This is a genomic window from Vibrio nigripulchritudo (assembly GCF_027924785.1).
In the GTDB taxonomy this organism is placed as follows: Bacteria; Pseudomonadota; Gammaproteobacteria; order Enterobacterales; family Vibrionaceae; genus Vibrio; species Vibrio nigripulchritudo.
Window position 1 is genome coordinate 2,467,894 of record NZ_AP027049.1, and the last position, 25,867, is coordinate 2,493,760.

The window sequence follows — 25,867 nt, forward strand, 5'->3', positions numbered from 1 at the left end:
TTTGTTATGGTTGGTCATTGACCGATTATTTTGCTGCGACACCAGCCGCTAAATAGGGAATCAGTTGATCGATGATGGCTTCTGAGTCCACCTGTTTATCAAAGTCATTAAAGGCAATTTCTGCCAAAGCCTGGCTCGATGCCATTGTGAATACACAGGTTCCTAACGTGAAGTGTAGTCGCCAGAATAGAGTTTCAGGTGTCAGTGCTGGGTTCGCTTTACTCACAGATCCCGTGAATTGCCCCAGAACTTCTTCGTATCGAGTGGTGATAAACCAGCGAAGGTGACCTTGTACATCGGTATAACCTCTGCCAATCAAAGACATAAAACGGCTCGCCCCGTTCGGACGTAAAGAGTTAAGCGATAGCAAAGGTTGTTTCAGTGAGAGGAATACCTCTTCCATGGAGAACTCTGATTTTTTGTTCAGTTCAGTCAGCGCTTCACCAAGTGCTGGCATAAAGGCTTCCAGATAGCGATTGAGAACTGCGCGTACCAAAGTCTTTTTGTCTCCAAAGTGATAATTCACAGAAGCCAGGTTGACGTTTGCTTTACTTGTTATGGTTCTTAGAGAAGTATCGTTAAAACCATGCTCTGCAAAGAGCGCCTCAGCCACATCCAAAATTTTGTCTTTCGTTTTATTCTTCGCACTCATTTTAATCACTCGTATTAAACGCTTGTTTGAAAATATACCGCCACACAGTTTATTTAACAAGGTGATAACATCACAATTCCATAACCTTGTGGCTAAGCGCTTTATGAATAAGAAAAAAAATTTGAAAAAATTTTGAACTAACCGAATTTGGTCCGGTCATAAAATATGTAGCAAGCAGGGCATTCCGAGTCTGCGATCGTATTGGACTGATTTAGTTACTGCAACTTGTTACAAACGCTGCTTTTTTCTTATTAACTCCTATTTGTATCCGCCCAAACCCAAGTGGTTTGGGCTTTTTTTATCTCATCTATAACCAACATGAGGCATAAGCTCATTGTTTATTTAAAAGCTCATTAATGTATAAATATTAACTACCAAAAATCGAGCCAATCTCTCAACCCCACCCCTAATATTCTGTTTAAAAACAAATTTAAATAACATTATTTTTAATGATGATTTCCTAAATAAGCGTTCTATATTTTTATTGTATGGCTTACCAAAGGGAGACATTACAATGAAAAAAGCCCTCTACAGCAGCTTAGCTGCTTTGATCATGGTATTAGGCGTCAGTGGCTGTGACAGCAGTAGTTCAGCCGCTCAGTCCCAGGCAACACCAACGTCTCAGTTGGTTCTTCCAGAGCAGTTGGAGGTTGTGACCAATGAAAATAACTAAATCTTTGCTCGCATCGAGCATTTTTATTGCAACTTCAAGTTTCGCTGCCTTTAATGACACTGGAACCGATTATTCAAACGCCACTCAACGTTCTCATGTCTGGATAGAAGCACTGGAACCCATTGAGCTGGTTAACAGCATTTTGTGTTTTACCGCTCAATTCAAAGCAACAGACTTTGCAAACCAGGGACCTTATCTGGTACTCGCAGATGAAGCGGCGTGTTTCGATAATGAAGATGACGGTTCAACCGGTCAGTCTTCAGGGGCTGCCAATACCCCTTCCTATTTAAAAGCGGTTGCTAACGTGACACGTGAATCAGACAGTGATCCTTTAGTTATTAGCGTCTGGATTCCAGAAATGTCTGGCGGAGATAGCGATCAGGCCATTAAGTTCAAAGCGGAGGTCACATCGGGTGCCAGCGAGAGTAACCCTTTTGGTGCATTCACATTCAACTTCGAAATGTTTGACCAGTTAGAGGGCACACAGAATGGCGCTGGCGAAATTGTCGCTTCCGATTCCGTCGCTAACTCCATTGGTTTTACGCTCTACGAAACCAGTAATCGAGGCGCTGATACGTATGTCCAAAGTGCCAGTGTCGTGATGAGTGCTGATCGAGCTTCTGGTAACGCCATCACTTCTGCTGACAGAGGCAGCAATTCCGGAAACGCCTACGCATTAGCATTCGACGCAAACAATGTACTTATCCAGTCCGCAAATGATGTTGCCAGCCTACCTTTCAAAACTGGCAGTAATTCAGGTCAGTGTCTTGATAGAACTCAGTTCACAGATTCTGTTCATCGATACGACCTTTACAACGCATCCACTGGAGCCGCGGTTTCTTTGAATAGTGGTTTCTCTTTCCGTTACGATAGCGACAGCGATAACCAAGTCGATGCTTACGGACATGTAGGCTATTGGGGGGTCTGGACGGAAGGTGATTCCAGCCTGGCAAACGGTACCACTTTGGTTAGAGAAGATCAGGGTTCTACCGAGAATTACACGCTGGTTACCGCCCCAGGTCGACTGATAAAGAATGAAGTGAAAACACTCGCACTCAGCAATGTAAGAGGTGTATCGTTCTCCTATTGGGATTCCAACGTGTACAGCTCGGGTTACAATCAGTGGGTAGTGAAATACCTGACCGTTAATGACGACTCAGTGGGAACCGACGGCTTTTACATTACAGCAGGTCTGAACTGGGGAGACAGCGGTCAGCAGATTACTGATGTAACCGACCAGCTCATTTCGCTTAATGCTGGTGAGTCTTTGTATATGTGGTCTGAACAACTCGGTGGGGAAGTGAAGTATCTTTATGGTTCTTCCAGCCTGACCTACTATGAACAGACCTTCTTAAATGGCAGCGAGACTGGCACTGGCGAGCTACTGGAAAATGGTTCTGTAACCTTGAAGTGCTTCGACCGATGCCCTATTGGTACATTTGATCTCACCGATCTCGCTAACTTTGAAGGAAGCGGAAGCCCATTTTCGACTAGGGCGGCTAACGTGGCGTCAGCCATAGACTTTTCCTTCTCCAACTCAGGAAGCAATGCCCTGACTCTGGTCAGAGACAGCAATAGCGAACCTGTTAGATACAATTCCTCCATAACCAAGCAGCAACTGAACAGCTCACCTCACAGCTGGGGAGTTCGTTCTGGTCCTATGGTCACTAGTACGGTAGCGTCAAGCATGACAAACGTTTGGGATATTTACGACCCAAGTGTCGTGACTACTTACTACGTTTGGGAGACGGGAATCAGCAGTTGGAATCAGTTATCTGCCGTTCGTAATAGCCAGAACAACATTGTGACCTTTGATAAACCGATACAGTTCAGTTATTCGCACAGTAACGCGAATGACCGCTCTGGTAATGCAGGAAACTACGATGGTCAAACCTTCCTGCTCAATTACGGAGGAAATGGGGATCTGTGGGGTATTCCTTATGAGAAACAGGGTAATCAATACAGACCTAAATTCTCTATAGCAGATGGCACCTTAATGGGGTCCAGCAACCAATACGTGATTAAAGCAAAAGAGATAGAACAGCAGATGCAAAACGCAACAGGACAATGCACTGCACTCACTCTTCAGGATCCAGCAGTCGCTGTGCCAACATCGATTACAGGCAATGCCAATATCGGTGTCATGCCAACGGTCACGGGTGAGCCTTCTGTCATTGCAGGGGAAATCGTCTCTAATAATTAGGGTCTTATATCGATACAAAAAAGCTCAATGGTTTTCGCCATTGAGCTTTTCTTTTTTTGAAGGTATTTAAGAGAGCGGTCTTAAGTACGCCAGGAATTTCTTCTCTGCAACTTTGAAACATCCCAGAATGATAAAAGTCAGCGCCATATAGAATAGACCTGCAGTGAGGAAGGACTCAAAAGGCGCGTAGTATCGAGAGTTCACTAACCTTGCCGCACCAGTTAAATCAATAATGGTCACGATACCAGCCACTGCCGATCCGTGAAGCATAAAGATCACTTCATTACTGTATGCTGGGAGTGCCCTTCTTAATGCACTAGGTAAAATGATTCGACGGTACGTCTTCCAGGTACTCATGCCGTATGCTTTTGCCGCTTCCACTTCACCTTTAGGCAACCCATTAATCGCACCTCGGATGATTTCGGCAGTATACGCTGACGTATTCAACACAAAAGCCACCAGAGCACAGAACCACGCGTGTTCCCATAGGGTATCTTTCACCGGGAAAAACTGGTCCATACCATAATAGATAAGGTACAACTGCACCAGTAATGGTGTGCCTCGGAAGAAATAAATGAATGCCCACGAAGGCATACTGATCAGATAATTCGCGCTATTTCTTGCCACTCCTAATGGAATCGCAACCATCAAACCGATAACAAGCGCTAATCCAACTAACCAGACTGTGGTCCACAACCCTTCAAGATAAACAGGAAAGCTTTCTACAATTAAAGAAAAGTCCATGGTTTACCTCGCGTGAATACTGAATTTGCGCTCAACAAGCTTGAGTAAACCCGTTGATACACTGGTAAAGAAAAGAAAGATAACGGCAACCGTCATATAAAAAGTAAACGGCATTTTTGTCGAACCAGCGGCCAGTGAACTCACACGTACCATATCCTCAAGACCGATAATTGACACCAGTGCAGTGGTTTTTAGCAACACCAACCAGTTATTGCCAAAACCCGGTAATGCATGTCGAATCATTTGTGGAAGAAGAATACGACGGAAAGTTAAGAAACTACTCATCCCATATGCCTTCGCCGCTTCTAACTCTCCCTTATCCACGGCCATAATGGCGCCACGGAAAGTTTCAGCCATATAAGCGCCAAAGATAAAGCCTATCGTCAGTACCCCAGCAATGAACGGGCTGACATCAACATAATCTGGAAGGTAAGAAACCCACTCATGGTCTGGATTACTTGAGGTCATCCATTCATTTAGCCACTCATTCATTGAGTAGAGACTGTTGTTCAGTAGTATTTGTCCGCCGAAGAAAATCAGCATCATCAGCACGAGATCAGGTATACCTCGAATAACCGTGGTATAAAGCGTCGCGATTGCACGTGCCCAGCGGTAGGGAGCTAACTTCGCCAGTGCCCCTAACATTCCAAGGAACATGGCAAGAATAAGAGACAGAACCGCCACTTCAATGGTAAGTAGCGCTCCCTTAAGAATTGAGACTTCGTATCCTTGAAGATCCAGCATATTTACATCCAGTAATACTACGAGCTGCAGAAGGCGAAAATTGCTCAGGGCATTAAAGTTGCAGAGGCACACATTGCCTCTGCATTTATTATTGTTGCCTTCTGTTTAAGAAGAAAAGTCAGCGATTACTCGCCGTAAACATCGTACTTAAAGTACTTAGCTGCAATTTCCTGATAGATGCCCTTCTCACGCAGAGCAAGAATTGCCGCATCCAGCTTTTTGGTCAGATCTTTGTCTTGTTTACGAACGGCAATACCGAAACCGTCACCAAACCATTTAGGGTCTGTCAAAGATGGACCAACAAACTCATAAGCGTCGCCGCCATCTTTGTTAAGCACACCCTCTTCAAGTGCAGATGCATCACCTAACACAGAAGCGATTCGACCGTTTGCTAAGTCCAGGTAAGCTTCGTCAAACGAACCGTAACGCACAATTTCCACTTTCTTGTAGTTATCGGTTAGATATTTGTCATGCGTGGTTGCACGTTGTACACCAATCTTCACACCATCCAGGCTGCTAAAGTCAATGTCTGCACCTTTCTTAGCAATGAATTTGTTAGGAATAAGTGCGTACTTGCCTGTGAAATCGACTTTCTTCTTACGCTCTTCAGTAATCGACATTGCTGCGATAATAGCGTCGTATTTGCGCGCCAGAAGTGATGGGATAATGCCATCCCAGTCTTGTGGGACGATCTTACATTTCACTGCCATCTCTTTACAAAGCGCATTCGCCATGTCGACATCAAAACCTTTAAGCGAACCATCGGCTTCCGTCCAGCTAAATGGAGGGTATGCACCTTCAATCCCAAAGCGTACTGTTTTCCAATCCTTCGCCTGAACAGTACCTGCAACAGCTGTCGCTGCCAAAGTCGCAGCAAGTAACCATTTTTTCATATCCATACTCCTGTGAATGGTTTAAATGTTGTGTTTGTTTTAATTAGTCTTATCAGACTGGTTTTAATAAATAGAAGAGATAAACTGCTGAAGTCTTTCCGACTCAGGGTTTGTAAACAGTTTAGATGGATCTCCCTGTTCTTCCACCAAACCCTGATGCAAAAACATAACGTGGTTAGAAACATCCCGGGCAAATGCCATCTCATGAGTGACCACCAGCATGGTTCTTCCCTCTTCGGCGAGATCACGCATAACACCAAGCACTTCACCAACTAATTCTGGATCAAGCGCCGATGTAGGTTCATCGAAAAGCATAACTTCGGGATCAACCGCCAGTGCTCTAGCTATAGCGGCGCGTTGTTGCTGACCGCCAGACAGGTGCCCTGGGTAATAATCTTTGCGCTCGAAGAGACCGACTTTCTTTAGCAGTTCTTCTGCCTTGTCTCTGGCTTCTGCTTTAGGTACACCCAATACGTGAACTGGCGCTTCCATAACATTTTCTAAAACGGTCAAATGAGACCAAAGATTAAACCCCTGAAAAACCATTGCCAGACGAGAACGGATTCGTTGAACTTGTTTTTCGTTAGCGGGTAAAGATTCACCACGACGGTTAGTTTTCATCTGAATCAATTCACCATTGACCCAAATTTCACCAGCGGTTGGGGTTTCTAAAAGATTGATACATCTGAGAAAGGTACTCTTACCGGAACCGGAAGAGCCGATAATGGAAATGACATCCCCTTTGTGAGCTTCAAGCGAAATGCCTTTTAAAACTTCGTTCTGACCGAACGTTTTGTGCAGTTCTTTTATATCCAGCGCGATTACATCCTTCATGCGCTTAACTCCCTGTGTAATTCCGACTGCAAGGTACTCCGACCTCTAAGTGTGTTACAAGCTAGCATTCAAGAAACCTTCTTGCAACATATTATTAACTTTAAAGTTTTTATTATTCAGACAATATATCTGAATAAGTATGCATCCACCAGAGTTTATTTTCAGCTTTTCTGGATATTGATGTAAAAAGAGCCTCAATGATGAGGCTCTTAAAGGTTAATTTTTGTGAACTTGAAAAACCATCAGTTCACAATCTTCATCAGTTAACGCTATTTGATAGCGTGACACTTGTTTTGCCCATTAATGAAATATAGCGCGTCTTTTCAGATGAAGGCTGTATTACCGGACCATTTACGTCGAAGTTGTTGCTCGCCGTGCCTGATGCCAGATTTTGGACATCAATAAAGTTGGACATAAAGTGCTGAGTCATTGCTGAACTTGTCTCACTTAATGATCCCAACCCAATTTCTATTCTGTTGGAAGAAGATGGAGCTAGCGCTGAATACTTGCTCTCCATCAGTACCTGAGTACTACGGGGCATTGAGATAATCGTTTGGTAATAGTTGCTTCCATCCGACGTATTGGAACGGACATGAACACGCTGGATATTGTAATTTGAAGCGGTATACCCTTGGCTTTCTACACAGTGTGTACCACTGCAGTTTGCTGTCGTAACCGATGCGGCAAAATTAGTCAGAATCGGCGGAGTGATAGTCTTCGCGGTTGAATTAACAGGATACATTCCTTTATACGCCCAAGACCCATTCGTTGTTGTGCCGTTGATTTTCATCGCCCATGCACTGAAAGGACCGTTTCCATCAACAAATGAAAAGTTTGAGCTTGACTGATAGATTGGCTGCCACTGATAAAGATGCCCATTGTGAGACACTTCTACCTCGTTTCCACTGGATAAGGTTAAGTCCGTAAAGCTTAAACCTGGCTGGACTAAATTGGTGTCGGAAAGCGTAACCGTTTTGCTATCGGGGTGAGTGTTCTGATTATGTGCAAAGTCACCGCCAACAAACGCGTAGTTCCGTAAATCTAGCGCCTGAGAACTGGTGTAGGTTTCATACTGTGTGAGTAGGATTTTTTCTGTCGCCGGAATTGGCGCGATAACAGGAATTTTGTTTGGAAAATTTGCCACTGCTCCCGAAGTGCCTTTATCGATATAACTTGATTGCACATATTTCGTGGCAGGTGCATTTACTGTTACGCCAGCATTAGCATCAGGGGTGACGCTTGCCGGTAGCCCCTCACCAGTATAATAACAAGAGTAAGCGCCAGGCTTGCGTAAGTTGAAGACCATATTGTTCACAAATGGTTTTTCAACAGAATAAGAATACAGAGCTCTTCCTGAACCAATTAAGCCGTCCACTTCTTCTACAGTGACATATCCATTTGTTGGGATGTCATCATAGTTAATGCTTACCGTACCGTAAGCGTTGGGGGAGAGTTCTTTTACCAGTTTACCAACCGAGTTATGTATTGAAATCACCACATTTTGTGTCGCACGGTACGCATAGATGCGCTTTGAACTATCATTCGTGTCTACGGCGTAAACAGCACAATCGGCATTTACTGAACTAGGCACTTCTGAACGCAGGTTAACAAGCTGCCAGTTATAGATTGTTGGCGCTGGCGGCGGAGTCGGCGTCGGTGCAGGTGGTGTGGGTGGTTTACTGTTACTGCCTGTGCTGCTCTTACTTTCTGAACCGCACCCAGACAACATAACGGCTGTAGCCAAAGCAACAACACTGAATTTGAATTTTGTCATCTTTTCCCCTCATGAGCGGCAAGCCGTTGCCACCACTCTTTCATTTCTCTGTCTGAAAAATGAAAAAGCAAAAACCAAGCCAGAAAAGAGCGTCATCGTAAATTAGCGTAAAAACAGTGCGTTGCGCTGTTAGATAGCCTCAAACAGGCAAACCAGTTGCTGCTCATTTTCTCATCCCTTGCATCACGTTAATGATAAAGATCATATTTTTATTTCTCTGGCTGATAGATGCTTCGCATAACTTGTATTTTTTCGAAAATAACCGTAACCAATTTACATAATTTGATGCAGGTACACGCATTATTAGCATCATGTTGTAGTTTTATTTCAACAATAGCCTTTAAGTGATCAAGATCAATCATGCTAAATAGGCCCGTTGATACACTCGGAACGAATACAAAAAACAACAATTTAATCAACAAAAGAGTTTCATATTGTGCAACACTAGCCCATATAGCTCGTGCCACAGTTTAGCGAATGCAACCACTTATTTGCGGTTGTTTCAATGTTTAAAGAATTACTAACTTTAAGAAAACGAGGAATCTATGTCCGACGCCGTCAAAACAGACAACTCAGACGCTATGGATGAGAAAAGCTATAGCGAGCTGCACAGACCAGCTTCAGAGTTCAAGAGTCGTTCAGATTATCTAGACCATGAACTTCAAATAATGAAGCCTCGCCGCTATGGTCTGAACCTTCCCGGTCGCGACTTCCGCTTTGAATTGGAAGATTTAGTTCCAGCACTTGCTGGCACAATCGGTATCATTGCCATGTATTCAGCGGTAATGATGTCGTGGGCAGATGGTCTGTCCGCCGCTTGGGAACACGTCAATCTAGGTAAAGAATTTGCCATTGAAGTTGCTCGTGTTGAAATGCTAATCCCTGCTCTACTTTTCTGTGTACTCGCATCCGGTTTCATTAACCCTCGTGCAAACCTCGCAGGTAACCACGGACCAATGATCCCGCTCATCGGCACCATTGCTTTAGCCGGTGCTCACCCTCTTGCGCTTGCCATTCTTCTTGGGGTATTTGGTCTTCTTTTAAGTTACTTCAAGGGCGGATCTAAACTCGTTAACTTAACTTCCCAAGGCACCGCTGGTGGTCTCCTGATATTCCTCGGCTTTACCGGAACCATGAGCCAGATCGGTTCAATTCAAAGTTGGGCAACGGGTCTTGAATCTGCGGAAGTGGCTGCAGGCAGCATGGGCTATGTTGGGTTGGTTGTACTCGCAATTACCATCGTTATTTATGCGTTTCTAGCTAAAATCAACATGCGCTGGCTGGCGATTCCAGTGTGTGCGGCAGTTGGTCTTGTCGTTGCGTTAGCATTGGGCGCAAGCTTTGACCTGAAATTTGAAACTGAAATGGGCTTGCCTAACCTAAACCCTGTGTACTGGTGGGGCAGCACGGAAACAGGCTGGCAACTTGGCTTGCCAACACTTCAGCATTTCATTGCATCACTGCCATTTGCGATTCTGGCGGTAGCAATGTGGTCTCCTGACTTCCTTGGTCACCGTATTTTCCAAGAGCTTAACTACCCTAAACGTACTGAAAAAGTACTTATGGATGTCGATGACACAATGACCATGTGTTCAATTCGTCAAATGGTTGGTACAGCAGTCGGTGGCGGTAACATCACTTCTTCTTGGGGTACGTACATGATCCCAGCCGCTATCGCCAAGCGCCCTATTCCTGGTGGTGCAATCCTGCTTGGCTTAATTGTTATGGCTGTTGCGATTCTTGGTTTCCCAATGGATGTCGCTGTTTGGCCTCCTGTCATGCGTGTTGCTCTTCTGGTTGGTGTATTCCTTCCATTGCTTGAAGCGGGTATGCAGATGGTGAAAGACACGAAAGATTCACAAGCAGCTGGTATCTGTATCTTTGGTAGTGCCGTGGTTAACCCTGTTCTGGCATGGGCTATCACAATGCTTCTGGATAACAACGGCCTAATTGGTGACAAAGAGCGCGCGAAGAAGCTTTCTTTCGTCGACAAAGTTGTGATCCCAGGTGGTGTACTGGTTATCTGTCTGATTGCTATGCTAGCGGTAGGTATGCTTGAAAGCCAATATGGCATCAAAGCCTGGCTTTAAATTCAAATAAATTTGTGGGTGGCAACAATTGCCACCCAAATTTTATCGACTTTTTTTAGGATTTATTGATTTAGTTTAAGGTTTGCAACTTTTTTTTAGACTATCTTGGAACTGAAGAAAAGAGACAGAATCTTAAAACTAGTGACAATATGTATGGCTTTAAGACGAAAAAAGCGAAGCTATTCATATTGTTATTCATAAAGAGTGTACTGCCCTCCCCGTAGGAGGTAGCTGGCTCAACGGCTAAAAACAGTACGTGTTTTTTCTACTAAAAAGGTAGGTATGTCATGGCAGAGCAATTTGCTAAAGCTTGGGAAGGTTTTGCACAAGGCGATTGGCAAAACGAAGTTAACGTTCGTGATTTCATTCAAAAGAACTACACGCCGTATGAAGGTGACGAATCTTTCCTAGTTTCTGAAGGTACAGAAGCAACGAATACGCTTTGGGCTAAGGTAATGGAAGGTATCAAACAGGAAAACGCCACTCACGCACCTGTTGATTTCGATACTTCAGTTATCTCTACCATCACTTCTCATGATGCTGGCTACATCAACAAAGACCTAGAAACTATTGTTGGTCTTCAGACTGAAGCGCCTCTTAAGCGTGCAATCATGCCTAACGGCGGTGTTCGTATGATCGAAGGATCATGCAAAGCGTACGGTCGCACACTAGATCCACAAGTTTCTAAAATCTACTCAGAGTACAGAAAAACACACAACCAAGGTGTTTTCGATGTTTACTCTCCAGATATTCTAAAATGTCGTAAGTCTGGTGTTCTGACTGGTCTTCCTGATGCATACGGTCGTGGTCGTATCATTGGTGACTACCGTCGTGTCGCTCTATACGGCGTAGACTTCCTAATGAAGGATAAGGTCGCTCAGTTCCACTCTACTCAAGAAAAACTTGAAGGTGGTGACGATCTACAAATGACCATGCAATTGCGTGAAGAGCTTCAAGAGCAGCACCGTGCACTAGGTCAATTGAAAGAAATGGCAGCGTCTTACGGCTTCGACATTTCTGGTCCTGCAACAACAGCTCAAGAAGCAATCCAGTGGACTTACTTCGGTTACCTGGCTGCGGTTAAATCTCAAAACGGCGCGGCTATGTCTCTGGGTCGTACTTCGACTTTCCTAGACGTGTACGTTGAGCGTGATATTGCAGCGGGCATCATCACAGAAGAACAAGCTCAGGAAATGATCGACCACTTCGTAATGAAGCTGCGTATGGTTCGCTTCCTACGTACTCCTGAGTACGATGAGCTATTCTCTGGCGACCCAATCTGGGCAACAGAATCTATGGGTGGTATGGGTGTTGACGGTCGTACTCTTGTTACACGTACAAACTTCCGTTTCCTAAACACGCTATACACTATGGGTCCTTCTCCAGAGCCAAACATCACTGTACTTTGGTCTGAGCAGCTACCTGATGGCTTCAAGAAGTTCTGTGCGAAAGTATCTATCGATACTTCTTCTATCCAGTACGAGAACGATGACCTAATGCGTCCAGACTTCGACAACGATGACTACGCTATCGCTTGTTGTGTATCTCCAATGGTTATCGGTAAGCACATGCAGTTCTTCGGCGCTCGTGCAAACTTAGCTAAGACTCTACTTTACGTTATCAACGGCGGTGTAGATGAGAAGCTTAAGATGCAAGTTGGTCCTAAGACTGAACCAATGCTTGATGAAGTTCTGGACTTCGACAAAGTTTGGGCTGGTCTGGACAACTTCATGGACTGGCTGGCGAAGCAATATGTGACTGCGCTAAATGCTATCCACTACTCTCACGACAAGTACAGCTACGAAGCAGCTCTAATGGCACTTCATGACCGTGACGTTCGCCGTACAATGGCGTGTGGTATCGCTGGTCTTTCTGTTGCTGCTGACTCATTGTCTGCAATCAAGTACGGTCAAGTTAAGCCAATCCGTGACGAAGACGGCATTGCTATCGACTTCGACATCTCTGGCGACTACCCTAAATTTGGTAACAACGACGCACGTGTTGATGACATGGCTTGTGAACTTGTTTCTATCTTCATGGGTAAAATCCGTAAGCTTAAGACTTACCGTGATGCAGTTCCTACTCAGTCTATCCTTACTATCACTTCAAACGTGGTATACGGTAAGAAGACTGGTACAACACCAGATGGTCGTAAAGCAGGTGCACCATTTGCACCGGGTGCAAACCCAATGCACGGTCGTGATGAGAAAGGTGCAGTAGCATCTCTAACATCTGTCGGTAAACTGCCATTTGCTGATGCGAAAGACGGTATCTCTTACACATTCTCTATCGTGCCAAACGCACTGGGTAAAGAAGAGAACTCACAGCGCGCTAACCTGGCGGGTCTGATGGATGGTTACTTCCACCACGAGCAAGGTATCGAGGGTGGTCAGCACCTGAACGTGAACGTACTTAACCGCGAAACTCTAGAAGACGCAGTTAAGCACCCAGAGAACTACCCACAGCTGACAATCCGTGTATCTGGTTACGCTGTACGTTTTAACTCTCTGACTGTAGAGCAGCAAAAAGACGTAATCGCACGTACATTTACTGAGTCTCTATAAGATTCTTAGTAACCAATGACAAAGCCCCGCGAATGCGGGGCTTTTTGTTTTTCTGCAATTATATATGGCTACACTGAAAACTGGTTGCACTCCTGCATCAAAATGCCAGAACGTTCATCTACCCGACCACTGGTATGGCGCAATTGAGTGTTGTTGTCCTCAATAGTACTCATTGAACCGGAAATCTGCGACATGCTGTCTGCCATAGACTGGCTTGTAGCAGCCAGCTCCCGAATTGCCTGGAAAATACCTTCCGTCTGTTCACTTGCTTCACTAACCTGCTCGGTGATCAAACGTAATGCTTCCATGGCTTCGTGCCCTTTTTCACGTCCTTTTCGCATAGAAACTTCTGACTGCCCGATATACTGAATCACCTCGGCGCTCTCTTTTTTCATTGTCTCGATGGTTCCGGAAATTTCTGCCACCGCATCTACGGTTCTTACGGCCAGGCTTCGAACTTCATCGGCAACCACAGCAAAACCACGCCCTTGCTCCCCTGCTCTGGCAGCTTCAATCGCGGCATTCAACGCCAATAAGTTAGTTTGTTCTGCAATACCATTGATGATTTCCATAACAGAATCGACTTTTGATGACGCGTCTTCCAGTAACTTGATATGGCTTGCCGCGTTGCCAAGAATTTCCCCAATATCCTCTATTGAATCAATGGCGCCAGTGATCACCATTGCGCCTTTTTGTGCAGATTTACTGGATTCTTCGCTCACCTTAACCACAAGTTCCAGACTACCTGAAACATCCTGGGTCGTCGCATTCACTTCTTCGGTTGCCGAAGCAAGCACTTGCGTCTGTACAACAACGTCGTGCTGACTTGCAACCAAATCATCTAGACCGGAATTCAATTCCGTTGCATTAGACGAGAGTGCTGTACTGCTTTGTTGCACTCCTTTGACCAACTCACCAAGATGCTGACAAGCCAGATTGATGTTAATAGCCAGACGGTTAAATTCATCATTTTTGTTTGAAGAGACAGGCATTCTCTTTGAAAGATCACCTGAAGAAATTCGCTCCAGCATTTCTGTTACTTTCTTTAGAGAGCGAGAAATAGAGAGGTTTTGAGAAACAAAAATGAACAGCGTAAACAAGGCTAGAATCAGGCAGGCAATCAGCGTTGAAAATTGAACGGTTGAGGAAGTTTGCTGTGCCGCTTCACCAAACTGGGCGCTGATGATATTCATCTCTTTTGCTAGGTTAGAGACCGTTTTCTGAACATCTTGTTGACGTATGAATAAATTTTCTTCAACTGTTTTCAGTTCGACCGACAACTCACTCACCCGAGCAGAATGCTCCTTAAACAATTCGACTTCCTTCTCATAGAGGTCGAGCATGGCATACGAGTTAGACATATTGATAAACATCGCTAACGCACGGTTAAAAAACTTCAAATTCTCCTCGTTAGGTTGAAGTAAGTACGTTTGCTGCGTTTTGACCATATTTTGAAAGTCTGAATTGATGCTCACCATGCCTGTTTCTGCAATTTTTGCTTCAATGGTGTTGGCGAGTTGTTTAAGTTGTCCCAACTTGCCATCATCAACGTTAAATCCCATCTCTTCACGAATGGACAACCACGGAGACATGGCTGCTTTGTAAGCGGACACCGATTCCACAAACTCCACGGCTCCCTGATTTAGCCCAACGTCTGAAAGAATGTATTTCTTTGCTTCCGCTTTTTCAGAAATAGTGCTTAGCAAAGCTTTAATTTCAGGCACTTGGTCAACTGTTAAGTTATTTAGCCTAGCCGCCAGTTCCAGAAGTCCAATCTGAGTTTCGCTAATTTGAGAGACTCCTTCTTGAATGTCACTTTGTTTTTTATATTGTCCAGTAACCGCTCCAATTTTGACTGAAATAAACAAAGACAACCCGACGAAACCTGCCATCAAAGCCGCCAGATATATCCATACCTTTTGCTTTTGTGAGAGCGCAAAGCTTTTCATCACTCCCTCCTTTTCGGATAAAAAAACTTAGAACACAACAAAAGCCAAGCACTTTGGTTGTATTTACATTTTTCTAACATTTGACAATTGACATTTCCATCAATTAATTTTTAACACTTCCTTTTACGTGAGGATGTTCAAAACTGTTACTGGCTGAATTGCATAAAAAATGAAATCAGTTCACATTGCTATTATGAGCTCGATAGCTAAGGAATAGAATTGCTATGAAAACTGCGTCACTTCTCTTTGTTTCCTTGGCACTTGCGCCTCTTTTTTCTCACGCCAAAACGCTTTGGTCTCTGACCATGGATAACGACTCCATGGTAACCAGCGACAGGGATTACAGCAGCGGCATTACCCTCGGATTTTCCACTGAATTAGAAAGCGAACCCAGCTATCTAAGTTGGTTTGGTAAAAGTAGCGACCGTCTCTACTTTGGTATCGATTTCGGGCAAAAGCTCTGGACACCTGACGATATTGAATCCACCACCCAAAAACCAAATGAACGCCCTTATGCCGGTTTGAGCTACCTGGACTCACATCTGGCATCAGGAGACAGCAATACCTACCAAAATATTCATGTTCTCATGGGAGTGATGGGACGTAATGCTCAGGCAGACAGTACCCAAACTTTTGTCCATGACATTATCGGCTCCCCTAAACCGCGAGGATGGGAACATCAGATCGAAGAATCTTTTGTTTACCAATTGGGCTATTCACATCAAAAACTTCTTAGCCGCAGCTCAGGGCTTATTGGAGAAACAGAAATATCCTGGACGAATCGCCTGGAACTGGGAAACTTCCGCTCGGAATTAGGCAGTGGCGTGCTCTTTCGCTGGGGTGATGCGCTGGGCAATTCCTTTGGCTCCATTGCAATAAAATACGACAACCCCGCTCACCGGCTGAGGCTGGATGATGGACGTTCTGGGTGGTTTTTGTTTTCTGGATTAGAAGCAAGGTACCGACACAATGACATTACGATTACAGGTCAAAGACCAGATGAGAAATATCCTGTTTCTGTAACTCACTTTCAGTCTACAGCGATTTTAGGGGGATTAGCTCATTATAAAGACGTTGGTGCATCGCTGACTTTTTCGCTCAAGAGTCCCGATTTCAAAGAAGATCAGTTTGATTTCCACGGTACTGGCTCGCTTTCGCTTTTCTGGCTATTTTGATGTTTTATAAACAGTTATTACTCAGTTCATTTCAAATAAGAATCATTCACTAAGTCAAAATGGAAATTCGAAATTATTTCCTCTCTTGGTGAAAAATAACCTCAGTTTTTCCTAGGGTAAGCGTGCATTTTGTAATAAAATGACAATAAACAAATCCTAAGAGATGAGCTCATGTCTACTACTGGTCGTATTCATTCATTCGAATCTTGTGGCACTGTGGATGGTCCTGGAATCCGCTTCATCGTTTTCCTTCAGGGATGCCTGATGCGATGTAAGTATTGTCACAACCGGGACACATGGGATACCCATGACGGCAAGGAAGTTAGCGTCGAAGAAATCATCAATGAGGCAAAGTCCTACAAACACTTTATGCGTGCTTCTGGTGGTGGTGTTACCTGCTCTGGCGGTGAAGCCATGTTGCAACCAGAGTTTGTTCGAGATTTCTTCAGAGCAGCCAAAGAAGAAGGCATGCACACCTGCCTCGATACCAATGGCTATATAAGAAAACACACCGATGTGGTTGATGAGGTTCTGGAAGCCTCTGATCTGGTGATGCTGGATCTCAAACACATGAAGGATGAAATCCATCAGGATTTTATTGGTGTCTCCAATCGAAGAACACTGGATTTTGCTCGCTATCTACACAAGATTGGGCAAACCACCTGGATCCGTTATGTTGTTGTTCCCGGCTACACAGATGATGAAGAAGCAGCACATATGCTCGGTGACTTCATCAAGGATATGGACAATATTGAAAAGGTTGAGTTACTTCCCTACCACAAACTAGGCGCTCATAAGTGGGAAGCGTTGGGTCATGACTACCCGTTAGAAGGTGTAGAACCTCCTTCGAAAGAAGTCATGGACTCCATCAAAGGTATTCTTGAGCAATATACCGATAATGTGAAATACTAGTTAGACACTAAGCCAGCATTCTCCATGCTGGCTTTTTCTTTGTTGGGAAGGACAGGATGTCGGTTTTTCAATTTCTTTGTTTTTTAGCGTTAGTCTTCACATGTTATCGGTGCTGGCATGACGTGAAAGGCGTGTTCATCCCCAAGTTCGTACAGGAACGCAGTTTCCAGAACCTCACCATTATTTGTTGCGCAATTCTGTTTTTCCTTTGGCAAACTAAAGCCGGAGTGAAAAGCGGATTAGATATTCATTTCCTTGGCTTAACGGCTTTCACCATGATGTTTGGCTGGCGAATTGCGTGCGTTTTGCTAATCCCTATTTTTGCTTTGATAGCCATTTGGGATGGCTGGTTAATCGCCGACTTTTCTGTGCAGGTTTTAATATCAGGTCTAATCCCAGTGTTGGTCAGCTATGGCATTTTTTCTCTTAGCTATCATTACCTTCCTAAAAATGTATTTGTTTTTATTTTTGTCGCTGGCTTCTTCAATGCCATGTTTACGGGCAGTGTTCACTTATTGGTCAGAGGCACTTATTACCTTTGGCAAGGCACTTACGATCTCACTACCGTAGTGGATAATTTCTTTGTTCTCATTCCATTGATGGCTTTTCCCGAAGGGCTGTTAAATGGCATGACACTGGCCATTCTTTGCGTTTACAAACCCGAGTGGTTACGAGTTTTTTCTGACCGTCACTACCTCTATTCCAATAAGTCTTAAAAACTATTCCGGCAAGTCCTGAAAACTATTCATAGAAGCACGAAAAAATCGTTCAAACTCTCAACAAACCTTATTAAACATGTGTTGAGATCATGTTTCTGGTCGGATACTTACTGTTACTCTGGTTCGCAGATTAAGTAATAAATTTTGAGAGACCATGCTATGGAAATGACTAACGCTCAACGCCTGATCCTGTCGAACCAGTATTACCTGATGTCACAAATGGACCCTGACAATTCAGCGAAGTATCAGCGTTTACAAACCATCGTGGAACGCGGTTATGAATTGCAAATGCAGGAACTGAACAAAGAGTACGGCTGCCTGGACGAAACTCAGTGCCGTGAAGTTCTGGAAATCATGGAAATGTATCACGCGATGCAGGAGTCCAATAAGATGCTTGCCGACTTAGATCGAGAGCAAGTGGACCAGCGCCGTTTGAACTTCCTTGGATTTGACATTGCATCCGAAGCGCAACTGGTGAATTACGTTCGCTTTTTGGTTGATTCCGAAGGCTTGTACACCCAGTTTGATAAGGCTGACCACCACTTCAATGCTCAAATGCCGATGCTAGAAAAATATCGGCGAATGTTGAAGACTTGGAAAGCATGTCCAAGACAGTATCACTTGTCTGCTGCTGAATTTGCACAAATCTTTAATGCTTAGCGCATAAAATTAATGTAAGTCTTTCACATTATTTGAAAATATTTTTAAAGCACCACGTTCATGTGGTGCTTTTCTTTTGCCACGTTAGGCAGGACAACGCTTCACAGCGTTTGAAACACATAAATCCCACCAATACAAACCCTTACCGAGCTCATATTTTTTTAGTAAAAAATCGAAATAAATATCGAATTAATAAGCAGAATTCAAAATCTGGGTCTAACCTTAATCAGTGAAGGACGTGACATTTTCGCTGTTAATTAGTCGATTTGACAGGTTTAGAGGGGTATTCGCTATGAGCATTTTTGACCACTACCAGGCTCGCTATGAAGCAGCCAAGGATGAAGAACTATCACTGCAGGACTTTTTATCGTTATGTCGTGACGACAAAAGCGCTTATGCCAACGCTGCTGAGCGCCTCTTGTTAGCGATCGGAGAACCTGAGGTTATCGACACCGCACTCGACCCGAGACTGAGTCGTATTTTCTCCAATAGAGTGATTTCCCGATACAAAACATTCGAAGACTTTTATGGCATGGAAGACGCCATTGAGCAAATCGTGTCTTACCTAAAACACGCCGCTCAGGGTCTGGAAGAACGCAAACAGATTTTATACCTTCTGGGTCCGGTAGGTGGCGGTAAGTCATCGTTGGCCGAGAAACTGAAAGCGCTGATGGAAAAAATGCCAATCTATGTGCTTTCTGCAAACGGGGAGCGCAGCCCTGTTAACGATCACCCGTTCTGTTTATTTGACGTGAACGAAGACGGTGATTTGCTGCAAAGCGAATACGGCATCGAGAAGCGCTACCTACGCTCCATCATGTCACCTTGGGCGGCAAAACGCCTGACGGAATTCGGCGGCGACATTTCAAAATTCAAGGTGGTGAAAGTCAGACCATCCATTCTGGCGCAAACTGCGATCGCTAAAACCGAGCCAGGCGACGAAAACAACCAAGACATCTCTTCCCTTGTTGGTAAAGTGGACATCCGCCAACTTGAGCATTTCTCTCAGGACGATCCAGATGCATACAGTTACTCCGGTGCATTGTGTCGAGCTAACCAAGGTCTGATGGAATTCGTGGAGATGTTCAAAGCACCAATCAAGGTGTTGCACCCGCTACTAACGGCAACTCAAGAAGGCAACTACAACGGTACCGAAGGTCTGTCTGCTTTACCATTTGACGGCATGATTCTGGCACACTCGAATGAGTCTGAGTGGCAAACCTTCAGAAATAACAAGAACAATGAAGCGTTCTTAGACCGTGTGTACATTGTTAAAGTCCCTTACTGCTTGCGCGTGTCGGAAGAAGTCAAAATCTACCAGAAACTGCTTGACCACAGTGAGCTGTCCAAAGCTCCGTGTTCACCCAGCACCTTGGACATTCTGTCGCAGTTCAGTATCTTGTCTCGCCTGAAAGATCCTGAAAACTCCTCCATATTCTCTAAGATGCGCGTTTACGACGGTGAAACGCTCAAAGATACCGATCCAAAAGCGAAAAGCTACCAAGAGTACCGCGATTTTGCAGGCGTCGATGAAGGCATGTCAGGTCTCTCAACCCGCTTTGCGTTCAAGATTCTCTCTCGTGTGTTTAACTTCGATCAGTCTGAAGTGGCAGCAAACCCAGTTCATCTGTTCTATGTGATTGAGCAACAGGTAGAGCGCGAGCAGTTCCCACAAGATACTGCCGAGCGCTACCTTGAATTCTTGAAGGGCTACTTAGTACCTAAATACGTCGAGTTTATCGGTAAAGAGATCCAGACCGCTTACCTCGAATCCTACTCTGAGTACGGTCAGAACATTTTCGACCGCTACGTGACCTACGCTGATTTCTGGATTCAGGATCAGGAATATCGCGACCCAGAAACAGGGCAACTGTTTGACCGCGCGGCTCTGAACAACGAACTGGAAAAAATCGAGAAAACAGCTGGTATCAGTAATCCGAAAGACTTCCGAAACGAGATTGTGAACTTTGTATTGCGCGCTCGTGCCAACAACAAAGGTCAGAACCCAGTTTGGACCAGCTACGAAAAACTCAGAACCGTTATCGAGAAGAAAATGTTCTCGAACACAGAAGAGTTACTTCCTGTTATTTCCTTTAATGCGAAAACCTCAACCGACGATCAGAAAAAACACGACGACTTTGTCGCTCGTATGATGGAGAAAGGCTACACCAAGAAACAAGTCAGACTGCTGTCAGAGTGGTACCTACGAGTTCGTAAGTCCTCTTAATACTAAGTGTCTGAAAAATGGGGACTGGCATGCATTGCCAGTCACTCATGGCACACAGTTCGACACTTTGACGTTTCAGAGGGATTAACGTATGGCGCAATTTATCGACAGAAGGCTCAATGGCAAGAACAAAAGCACGGTCAACAGACAGCGCTTTTTGCGTCGCCATAAAGAGCAAATAAAGGAATCGGTAGCCGATGCCGTGAATCGCCGTTCAATCACCAATACCGAAACTGGTGAGGACATCTCGATTCCGCACAAAGACATCAAAGAGCCTATTTTTCATCAGGGACAAGGAGGAGTGAGAGAGCGTGTTCACCCAGGCAATGACCAGTTCATTACCGGTGACAAAATTGAACGTCCAAAAGGTGGCGGTCAAGGCGGAGGCTCTGGTGAAGGTGACGCAAGTGCAGACGGCGAAGGTCAGGACGATTTTGTGTTCCAGATCTCCAAAGATGAATATCTCGACATTCTGTTTGAAGATTTAGAACTACCCAACCTGCAAAAAAATCAAATCAACAAAATTACGGAATGGAAAACCCACAGAGCTGGTTTCCAGACAGCCGGTATTCCTGCCAACATCAGTGTTGTGCGCTCTCTCCAGCAATCGCTGGCTCGCAGAACGGCAATGACGGCAGGCAAGAAGCGTTTGCTTAATGAGTTGGAAGAAGAGCTTGAGCGTATAGAAAACAACGAACCTGCTCAGCCTTTGGAAGAAAAGCGTCTTCAACAGGAAATTGAAGGACTTCGTCAAAAAATCAGCAGTGTTCCGTTTATCGATACGTTCGATCTTCGCTTTAAAAATTATGAAAAGCGCCCTATCCCATCCAGCCAGGCAGTCATGTTTTGCTTAATGGATGTGTCCGGCTCTATGGATCAGGCGACCAAAGACATCGCAAAACGTTTTTATGTCCTGCTTTATCTGTTCCTGACTCGCACCTACGAGAATGTGGAAGTGGTCTTCATCCGCCATCACACTCAGGCAAAAGAAGTGGACGAGCACGAGTTTTTCTACTCGCAGGAAACGGGTGGCACCATTGTGTCCAGTGCACTGAAGCTAATGGATGAGATAGTGAAAGACAGGTATCCGACCAACGAGTGGAACATTTACGCCGCGCAGGCATCGGATGGCGATAACTGGGCAGATGACTCCCCACGATGTAAGGAACTGTTGGTCAACAACATATTGCCCGACTGCCAGTACTACTCCTATATAGAAATTACAAGAAGAACCCACCAAACCTTGTGGCATGAATATCAGAAACTGGAAGAAGCTTTCGACAACTTTGCCATGAAAAATATTCGTACTGTGGATGATATTTTCCCAGTATTCAGGGAACTGTTTCAGAAAGAAACAGCTTAGGGAGGCGCGCTATGGCTACTAAAACAGCTAAGAAAAAAGCTACCAACAGCAAGTGCTTGCCAGATGGTCCGGACTGGACGTTTGAACTTCTGGAGCGCTATCACACTGAAATTAAACGTGTTGCTGAACACTATCGACTGGACACTTACCCTAACCAAATCGAAGTGATCACAGCAGAGCAAATGATGGATGCTTATTCAAGTATCGGCATGCCCATCAACTATCATCACTGGTCATTCGGTAAAAAGTTCATACAAACCGAACAAAACTACAAGCACGGTCAGATGGGCTTGGCGTATGAAATAGTGATCAACTCAGACCCCTGTATTGCTTACCTTATGGAAGAAAACACGGTAACCATGCAAGCACTGGTTATGGCTCATGCCTGCTACGGTCACAACTCTTTCTTCAAAGGTAATTACCTTTTCCAAACCTGGACAGACGCAAGCTCAATCGTCGACTACCTGCTCTTCGCAAGAAACTACATTACCGAGTGCGAGGAAAAGCACGGTGTAGAAGAGGTCGAACAGCTTCTCGACTCTTGTCACGCACTAATGAACTTTGGTGTAGATCGATACAAACGCCCGGAGAAAATCTCCATTGTCGAAGAAAAGGCGAGGCAAGAAGCTCGCGAAGCGTATTTACAGTCTCAGGTAAATGAGCTTTGGAAAACCGTTCCAAAAAGTGAAGAAAAAGAAGCGTCTCAGAAGATTCGTTTTCCGAGTGAGCCTCAGGAAAACATCCTTTACTTCATTGAAAAACATGCGCCTTTATTAGAGCCTTGGCAGCGCGAAATCGTACGGATAGTAAGAAAGGTCAGCCAGTATTTCTACCCTCAGAAACAAACTCAGGTTATGAATGAAGGCTGGGCTACCTTCTGGCACTACACCATCTTGAATCACATGTACGATGAAGGCTTAGTGTCTGAGAAGTTTATGCTGGAATTTCTTCACAGCCACACAAATGTCGTCGCGCAGCCTCCATACAACAGCCCGTACTTTAGTGGCATCAACCCCTATGCCTTGGGCTTTGCAATGTTCCAGGACATTCGCAGAATGTGTGAAGATCCAACCGATGAAGACAAAGAGTGGTTCCCGGATATTGCTGGTGGCGACTGGTTAGAAACAGCGCACTTTGCCATGGAGAACTTTAAAGACGAAAGCTTTATTAGCCAGTATTTGTCTCCCAAAGTCATGCGTGACTTTAAGTTGTTTGCCATCAATGACGATGATCGTAAAAACCACATCGAAGTCAGTGCAATACATGATGAAGTTGGCTATCGCCAAATCCGGGAAAAACTGGCAGCACAATACAACCTAAGTAACCTAGAACCGAATATTCAGGTCTGGAATGTGGACGTGCGCGGCGATCGCTCACTGGTTCTTCAATATGTTCCACACGATCGAATTCCATTGGGCAAGAGCTACCCGGAAGTTCTCAAACATCTTTACCGCCTATGGGGTTTTGATGTGATTCTTGAGCAAAGAAACGAATCTGGTCGAAAAGAAATTCTAGGTACATGCCCAGAAAGAGAAGAGTACAACTCTGAGATTTAAACCTTAAATCGTCCTCCTATTTGCCCACGAAGTCTGTGGGCTTTTTTGTGCCAGAAGAAGAAAAGCCAGCTTAACAAAGCTGGCTTCAAAAAAGTGTAAACCTATTTTAAGACTAAGCAATCAGAACTTATTTAACGCCATTCCAAATAGTGACATCAACAGATCTTTCGTTGTGACTGATGCTACTTGGAGTAAGAGCTATAATGTTCTTTAGCGCTTCCAATTCATCTGCATCAGTAGCAGTGTATTGAAAATCTGTCTTACCATCAGTAATGGTAAACTGATTTGGTGATATTGCTCCTTTCACCGCAAGGCTTACCGAATTCACATCAACTCCTTGTTCTTCCATGTCTTCTTTAATGCCAAACTGCCCTACCAAGTTCAAAAATTTCAGGCTGTCCGAAGTTGCCAAATGAGGTGCTGAAAGTTGAGAATCGTAGCGTCCAACAACCAGCTCCTTTTCAAGGTCAAACTTATCTACCACCACTCTCAGAGTAGAGTTACCAGCGCTTGAGAAGTTTAATGTAGCATCAACCAGATATGCATCACTTAAGGATTCATCAATAAAGCCCGGAATCAGGTTTCCAGCTGAGTCTTCAGTAGCGGTTGCAGCGACAAATGCGTTGTCAATAACCCCATCGCGACTTCCTCTTCCTGCATAATCCGATTCATAGCGAGATTCCACTTTAAACTTCTCGTTTGCACCATTACACTCCTGACAGGAAATATTGCTGGAGTAGTAATATGCATTCTTAGTTAGCGCAGTCGGCACGGTTGCACGGTAGCGCCTGAAAACTCCTTCACTTGGCGTATCATCCGATGAAGACTGGTAAAAAGTGAAGGATTCGAACCTTTCTTCAAAGCCCACTTCTTCTTCGATGTCATTTTCAAGAATGTAGACTAACTCACCACCCGTGTTCCCAACATTGTCAGAGTATGCAATCAACTCAAATGGAATACTCTGGAAATCTGTCTTTGTCGCACCTTTGCGTAACTTCGAAGCCCAATCTGATGTTGGAGCACAGTTATCATTTTCATCTGGCATGTAGATGGTAGATACCAATACATTTGTAATACCATTTTGGGTGCCAAACTGGTTTTTTACATCATCAATGCCAGGCCAGTTTGTAGCATCAACATCATCGGCGCTACAGAATGTCATTTTCTGAGACTCGATACCTTTAGTGTTTCCATTACTTTTCAAGTAATCAATGACCATACCGACTTCATTTGAGGCATCAGCCAGTTCCTGACGTTGCTCATCTGTGTATTTCGGGTCTTTGTAGGCTTTTTCTAGCTGAGATTTAAGTTCACCCGGGCTCGCAGAATGTTTATCTACATTTAGAACATCCATGTAAAGCGCAGCTGAAGAGAAGAAAGATGCTTTTAGTTTCGCTGTAAGCATCTCATCAATGCTTTCTTCCATTGCGGTGCTAACCTGATAAGCGCCAACATATAAGTCTGTGCCATTTGCATGAGCAGCGTTCACACCGCATGCTGCAAGTGCAGCGACCAGTAAATTCTTTTTCATTGTCATATCGATATTCCTTATACGTTGTTATTTTTTGGATTTCTTAACAGAACTGAATTTACTTGGAACAGAAATAGATAGACTTGTTTTTCCAACAGGCAAATTCATTACTGATTCAATAGCGTCTGTACTTAAAGCCTTACCATTTGACTTCAATTTGCTTAACTGCTGAGAAAGTCCTTGATTTTTTGGCGCTATGGAACTGGAAGGTTTTGCCGGTGTTGTTTTACCAGCACTGTTTTCTTTAGAGCTAAAACAACCAGCTAAAAGAAATACAGAAAGTATTGGTACAATCGTAACTAGACTTCGTTTCATGCTCTCTCCTCGTACACACTAAACAATGAGCTTAATAAGAAAATAAAAAGCAAGGTGAACTGGAATAAACCATTAGTAACATCAAGCTTTAAACTCAATCTAATCGATTGCTTACTGCGAAGACATCTATGCTACTAAACAGATCAGCACTTACATTCAGAGCGGTCGAATTTAAAGGGGTGAAGGCATGTAGGAAATATCTGAACGGCACATTCCTGATGTTAAGCACTACCCTGAATGAGCTTTAAGTTAAAATCAGAAGATTTAGAGGATAGACGTGCATTGGAAG

At 44.3% G+C, this 25,867-nt stretch carries 20 protein-coding genes; 11 read left to right on the forward strand and 9 right to left on the reverse strand.

Features of this window, described 5'->3' with window-relative positions:
* Nucleotides 1-25: 25 nt before the first annotated feature.
* Complete coding sequence (locus tag QMG91_RS11290; protein ID WP_004402609.1) at nucleotides 26-652, reverse strand: TetR/AcrR family transcriptional regulator; 627 nt, start codon at nucleotides 650-652, stop codon at nucleotides 26-28.
* 514 nt (nucleotides 653-1,166) lie between these two features.
* Here QMG91_RS11290 and QMG91_RS11295 point away from each other — a divergent pair.
* Together QMG91_RS11295 and QMG91_RS11300 are read left to right on the forward strand one after the other, a co-directional pair.
* Nucleotides 1,167-1,325, forward strand: a complete 159-nt coding sequence (locus QMG91_RS11295; RefSeq protein ID WP_004402606.1) for a hypothetical protein — start codon at nucleotides 1,167-1,169, stop codon at nucleotides 1,323-1,325.
* A complete protein-coding gene (locus QMG91_RS11300) occupies nucleotides 1,312-3,528 on the forward strand; it encodes a hypothetical protein (protein WP_281826539.1) in 2,217 nt (738 codons plus the stop codon). The genes QMG91_RS11295 and QMG91_RS11300 overlap by 14 nt, the downstream gene beginning before the upstream one ends.
* A 66-nt stretch (nucleotides 3,529-3,594) precedes the next feature.
* On the opposite strand, the gene QMG91_RS11305 is transcribed toward QMG91_RS11300, so the two are convergent.
* The 5 genes from QMG91_RS11305 to QMG91_RS11325 form a co-directional block, all read right to left on the reverse strand.
* Nucleotides 3,595-4,272, reverse strand: coding sequence for an ABC transporter permease (locus tag QMG91_RS11305; RefSeq protein ID WP_004402602.1), 678 nt, complete (start codon nucleotides 4,270-4,272; stop codon nucleotides 3,595-3,597).
* Nucleotides 4,273-4,275: 3 nt separating this feature from the next.
* On the reverse strand, nucleotides 4,276-5,016 hold the full coding sequence (locus QMG91_RS11310) for an ABC transporter permease (RefSeq protein WP_045961605.1): 741 nt from the start codon (nucleotides 5,014-5,016) through the stop codon (nucleotides 4,276-4,278).
* A 125-nt stretch (nucleotides 5,017-5,141) separates the two neighbouring features.
* A complete protein-coding gene (locus tag QMG91_RS11315) occupies nucleotides 5,142-5,909 on the reverse strand; it encodes an ABC transporter substrate-binding protein (protein WP_022550232.1) in 768 nt (255 codons plus the stop codon).
* 63 nt (nucleotides 5,910-5,972) lie between these two features.
* Nucleotides 5,973-6,743: an ABC transporter ATP-binding protein gene (locus QMG91_RS11320; protein ID WP_022550231.1), complete on the reverse strand. Its 771-nt coding sequence runs from the start codon at nucleotides 6,741-6,743 to the stop codon at nucleotides 5,973-5,975.
* A 259-nt stretch (nucleotides 6,744-7,002) separates the two neighbouring features.
* Entirely contained in the window at nucleotides 7,003-8,517 is a 1,515-nt protein-coding gene (locus QMG91_RS11325; protein WP_281826543.1) for a hypothetical protein, read from the reverse strand.
* 545 nt (nucleotides 8,518-9,062) lie between these two features.
* On the opposite strand from QMG91_RS11325, the gene QMG91_RS11330 reads away from it, so the two are divergent.
* Entirely contained in the window at nucleotides 9,063-10,607 is a 1,545-nt protein-coding gene (locus tag QMG91_RS11330) for a DUF3360 family protein (protein ID WP_022550229.1), read from the forward strand.
* 287 nt (nucleotides 10,608-10,894) lie between these two features.
* Nucleotides 10,895-13,171, forward strand: a complete 2,277-nt coding sequence (pflB, locus tag QMG91_RS11335) for a formate C-acetyltransferase (RefSeq protein WP_022550228.1) — start codon at nucleotides 10,895-10,897, stop codon at nucleotides 13,169-13,171.
* Nucleotides 13,172-13,239: 68 nt separating this feature from the next.
* Here the strand turns inward: pflB and QMG91_RS11340 are convergent, their stop codons facing one another.
* Complete coding sequence (locus QMG91_RS11340) at nucleotides 13,240-15,120, reverse strand: methyl-accepting chemotaxis protein (RefSeq protein WP_281826546.1); 1,881 nt, start codon at nucleotides 15,118-15,120, stop codon at nucleotides 13,240-13,242.
* A gap of 224 nt (nucleotides 15,121-15,344) precedes the next feature.
* Here QMG91_RS11340 and QMG91_RS11345 point away from each other — a divergent pair, with 224 nt between their 5' ends.
* From QMG91_RS11345 to QMG91_RS11375, 7 genes are all read left to right on the forward strand, one after another.
* Nucleotides 15,345-16,295, forward strand: a complete 951-nt coding sequence (locus QMG91_RS11345) for a lipid A deacylase LpxR family protein (protein WP_022594363.1) — start codon at nucleotides 15,345-15,347, stop codon at nucleotides 16,293-16,295.
* A 171-nt stretch (nucleotides 16,296-16,466) separates the two neighbouring features.
* Nucleotides 16,467-17,207, forward strand: coding sequence for a pyruvate formate lyase 1-activating protein (pflA, locus tag QMG91_RS11350; RefSeq protein WP_004402578.1), 741 nt, complete (start codon nucleotides 16,467-16,469; stop codon nucleotides 17,205-17,207).
* A 56-nt stretch (nucleotides 17,208-17,263) separates the two neighbouring features.
* Nucleotides 17,264-17,923, forward strand: a complete 660-nt coding sequence (locus tag QMG91_RS11355) for an energy-coupling factor ABC transporter permease (protein WP_022594364.1) — start codon at nucleotides 17,264-17,266, stop codon at nucleotides 17,921-17,923.
* Nucleotides 17,924-18,085: 162 nt separating this feature from the next.
* Nucleotides 18,086-18,586 (forward strand): YfbU family protein, encoded by a 501-nt coding sequence (locus QMG91_RS11360; RefSeq protein WP_004402575.1) that lies wholly within the window; start codon nucleotides 18,086-18,088, stop codon nucleotides 18,584-18,586.
* Between the two features lie 292 nt (nucleotides 18,587-18,878).
* Nucleotides 18,879-20,813, forward strand: coding sequence for a PrkA family serine protein kinase (locus tag QMG91_RS11365; protein ID WP_281826551.1), 1,935 nt, complete (start codon nucleotides 18,879-18,881; stop codon nucleotides 20,811-20,813).
* Nucleotides 20,814-20,904: 91 nt separating this feature from the next.
* On the forward strand, nucleotides 20,905-22,176 hold the full coding sequence (locus QMG91_RS11370; protein WP_281826553.1) for a YeaH/YhbH family protein: 1,272 nt from the start codon (nucleotides 20,905-20,907) through the stop codon (nucleotides 22,174-22,176).
* 11 nt (nucleotides 22,177-22,187) lie between these two features.
* Complete coding sequence (locus QMG91_RS11375; RefSeq protein ID WP_281826555.1) at nucleotides 22,188-23,732, forward strand: SpoVR family protein; 1,545 nt, start codon at nucleotides 22,188-22,190, stop codon at nucleotides 23,730-23,732.
* A gap of 127 nt (nucleotides 23,733-23,859) precedes the next feature.
* On the opposite strand, the gene QMG91_RS11380 is transcribed toward QMG91_RS11375, so the two are convergent.
* Together QMG91_RS11380 and QMG91_RS11385 are read right to left on the reverse strand one after the other, a co-directional pair.
* Complete coding sequence (locus tag QMG91_RS11380; protein WP_281826557.1) at nucleotides 23,860-25,269, reverse strand: hypothetical protein; 1,410 nt, start codon at nucleotides 25,267-25,269, stop codon at nucleotides 23,860-23,862.
* A gap of 21 nt (nucleotides 25,270-25,290) precedes the next feature.
* Entirely contained in the window at nucleotides 25,291-25,578 is a 288-nt protein-coding gene (locus tag QMG91_RS11385; protein WP_022550221.1) for a hypothetical protein, read from the reverse strand.
* Nucleotides 25,579-25,867: the final 289 nt, after the last annotated feature.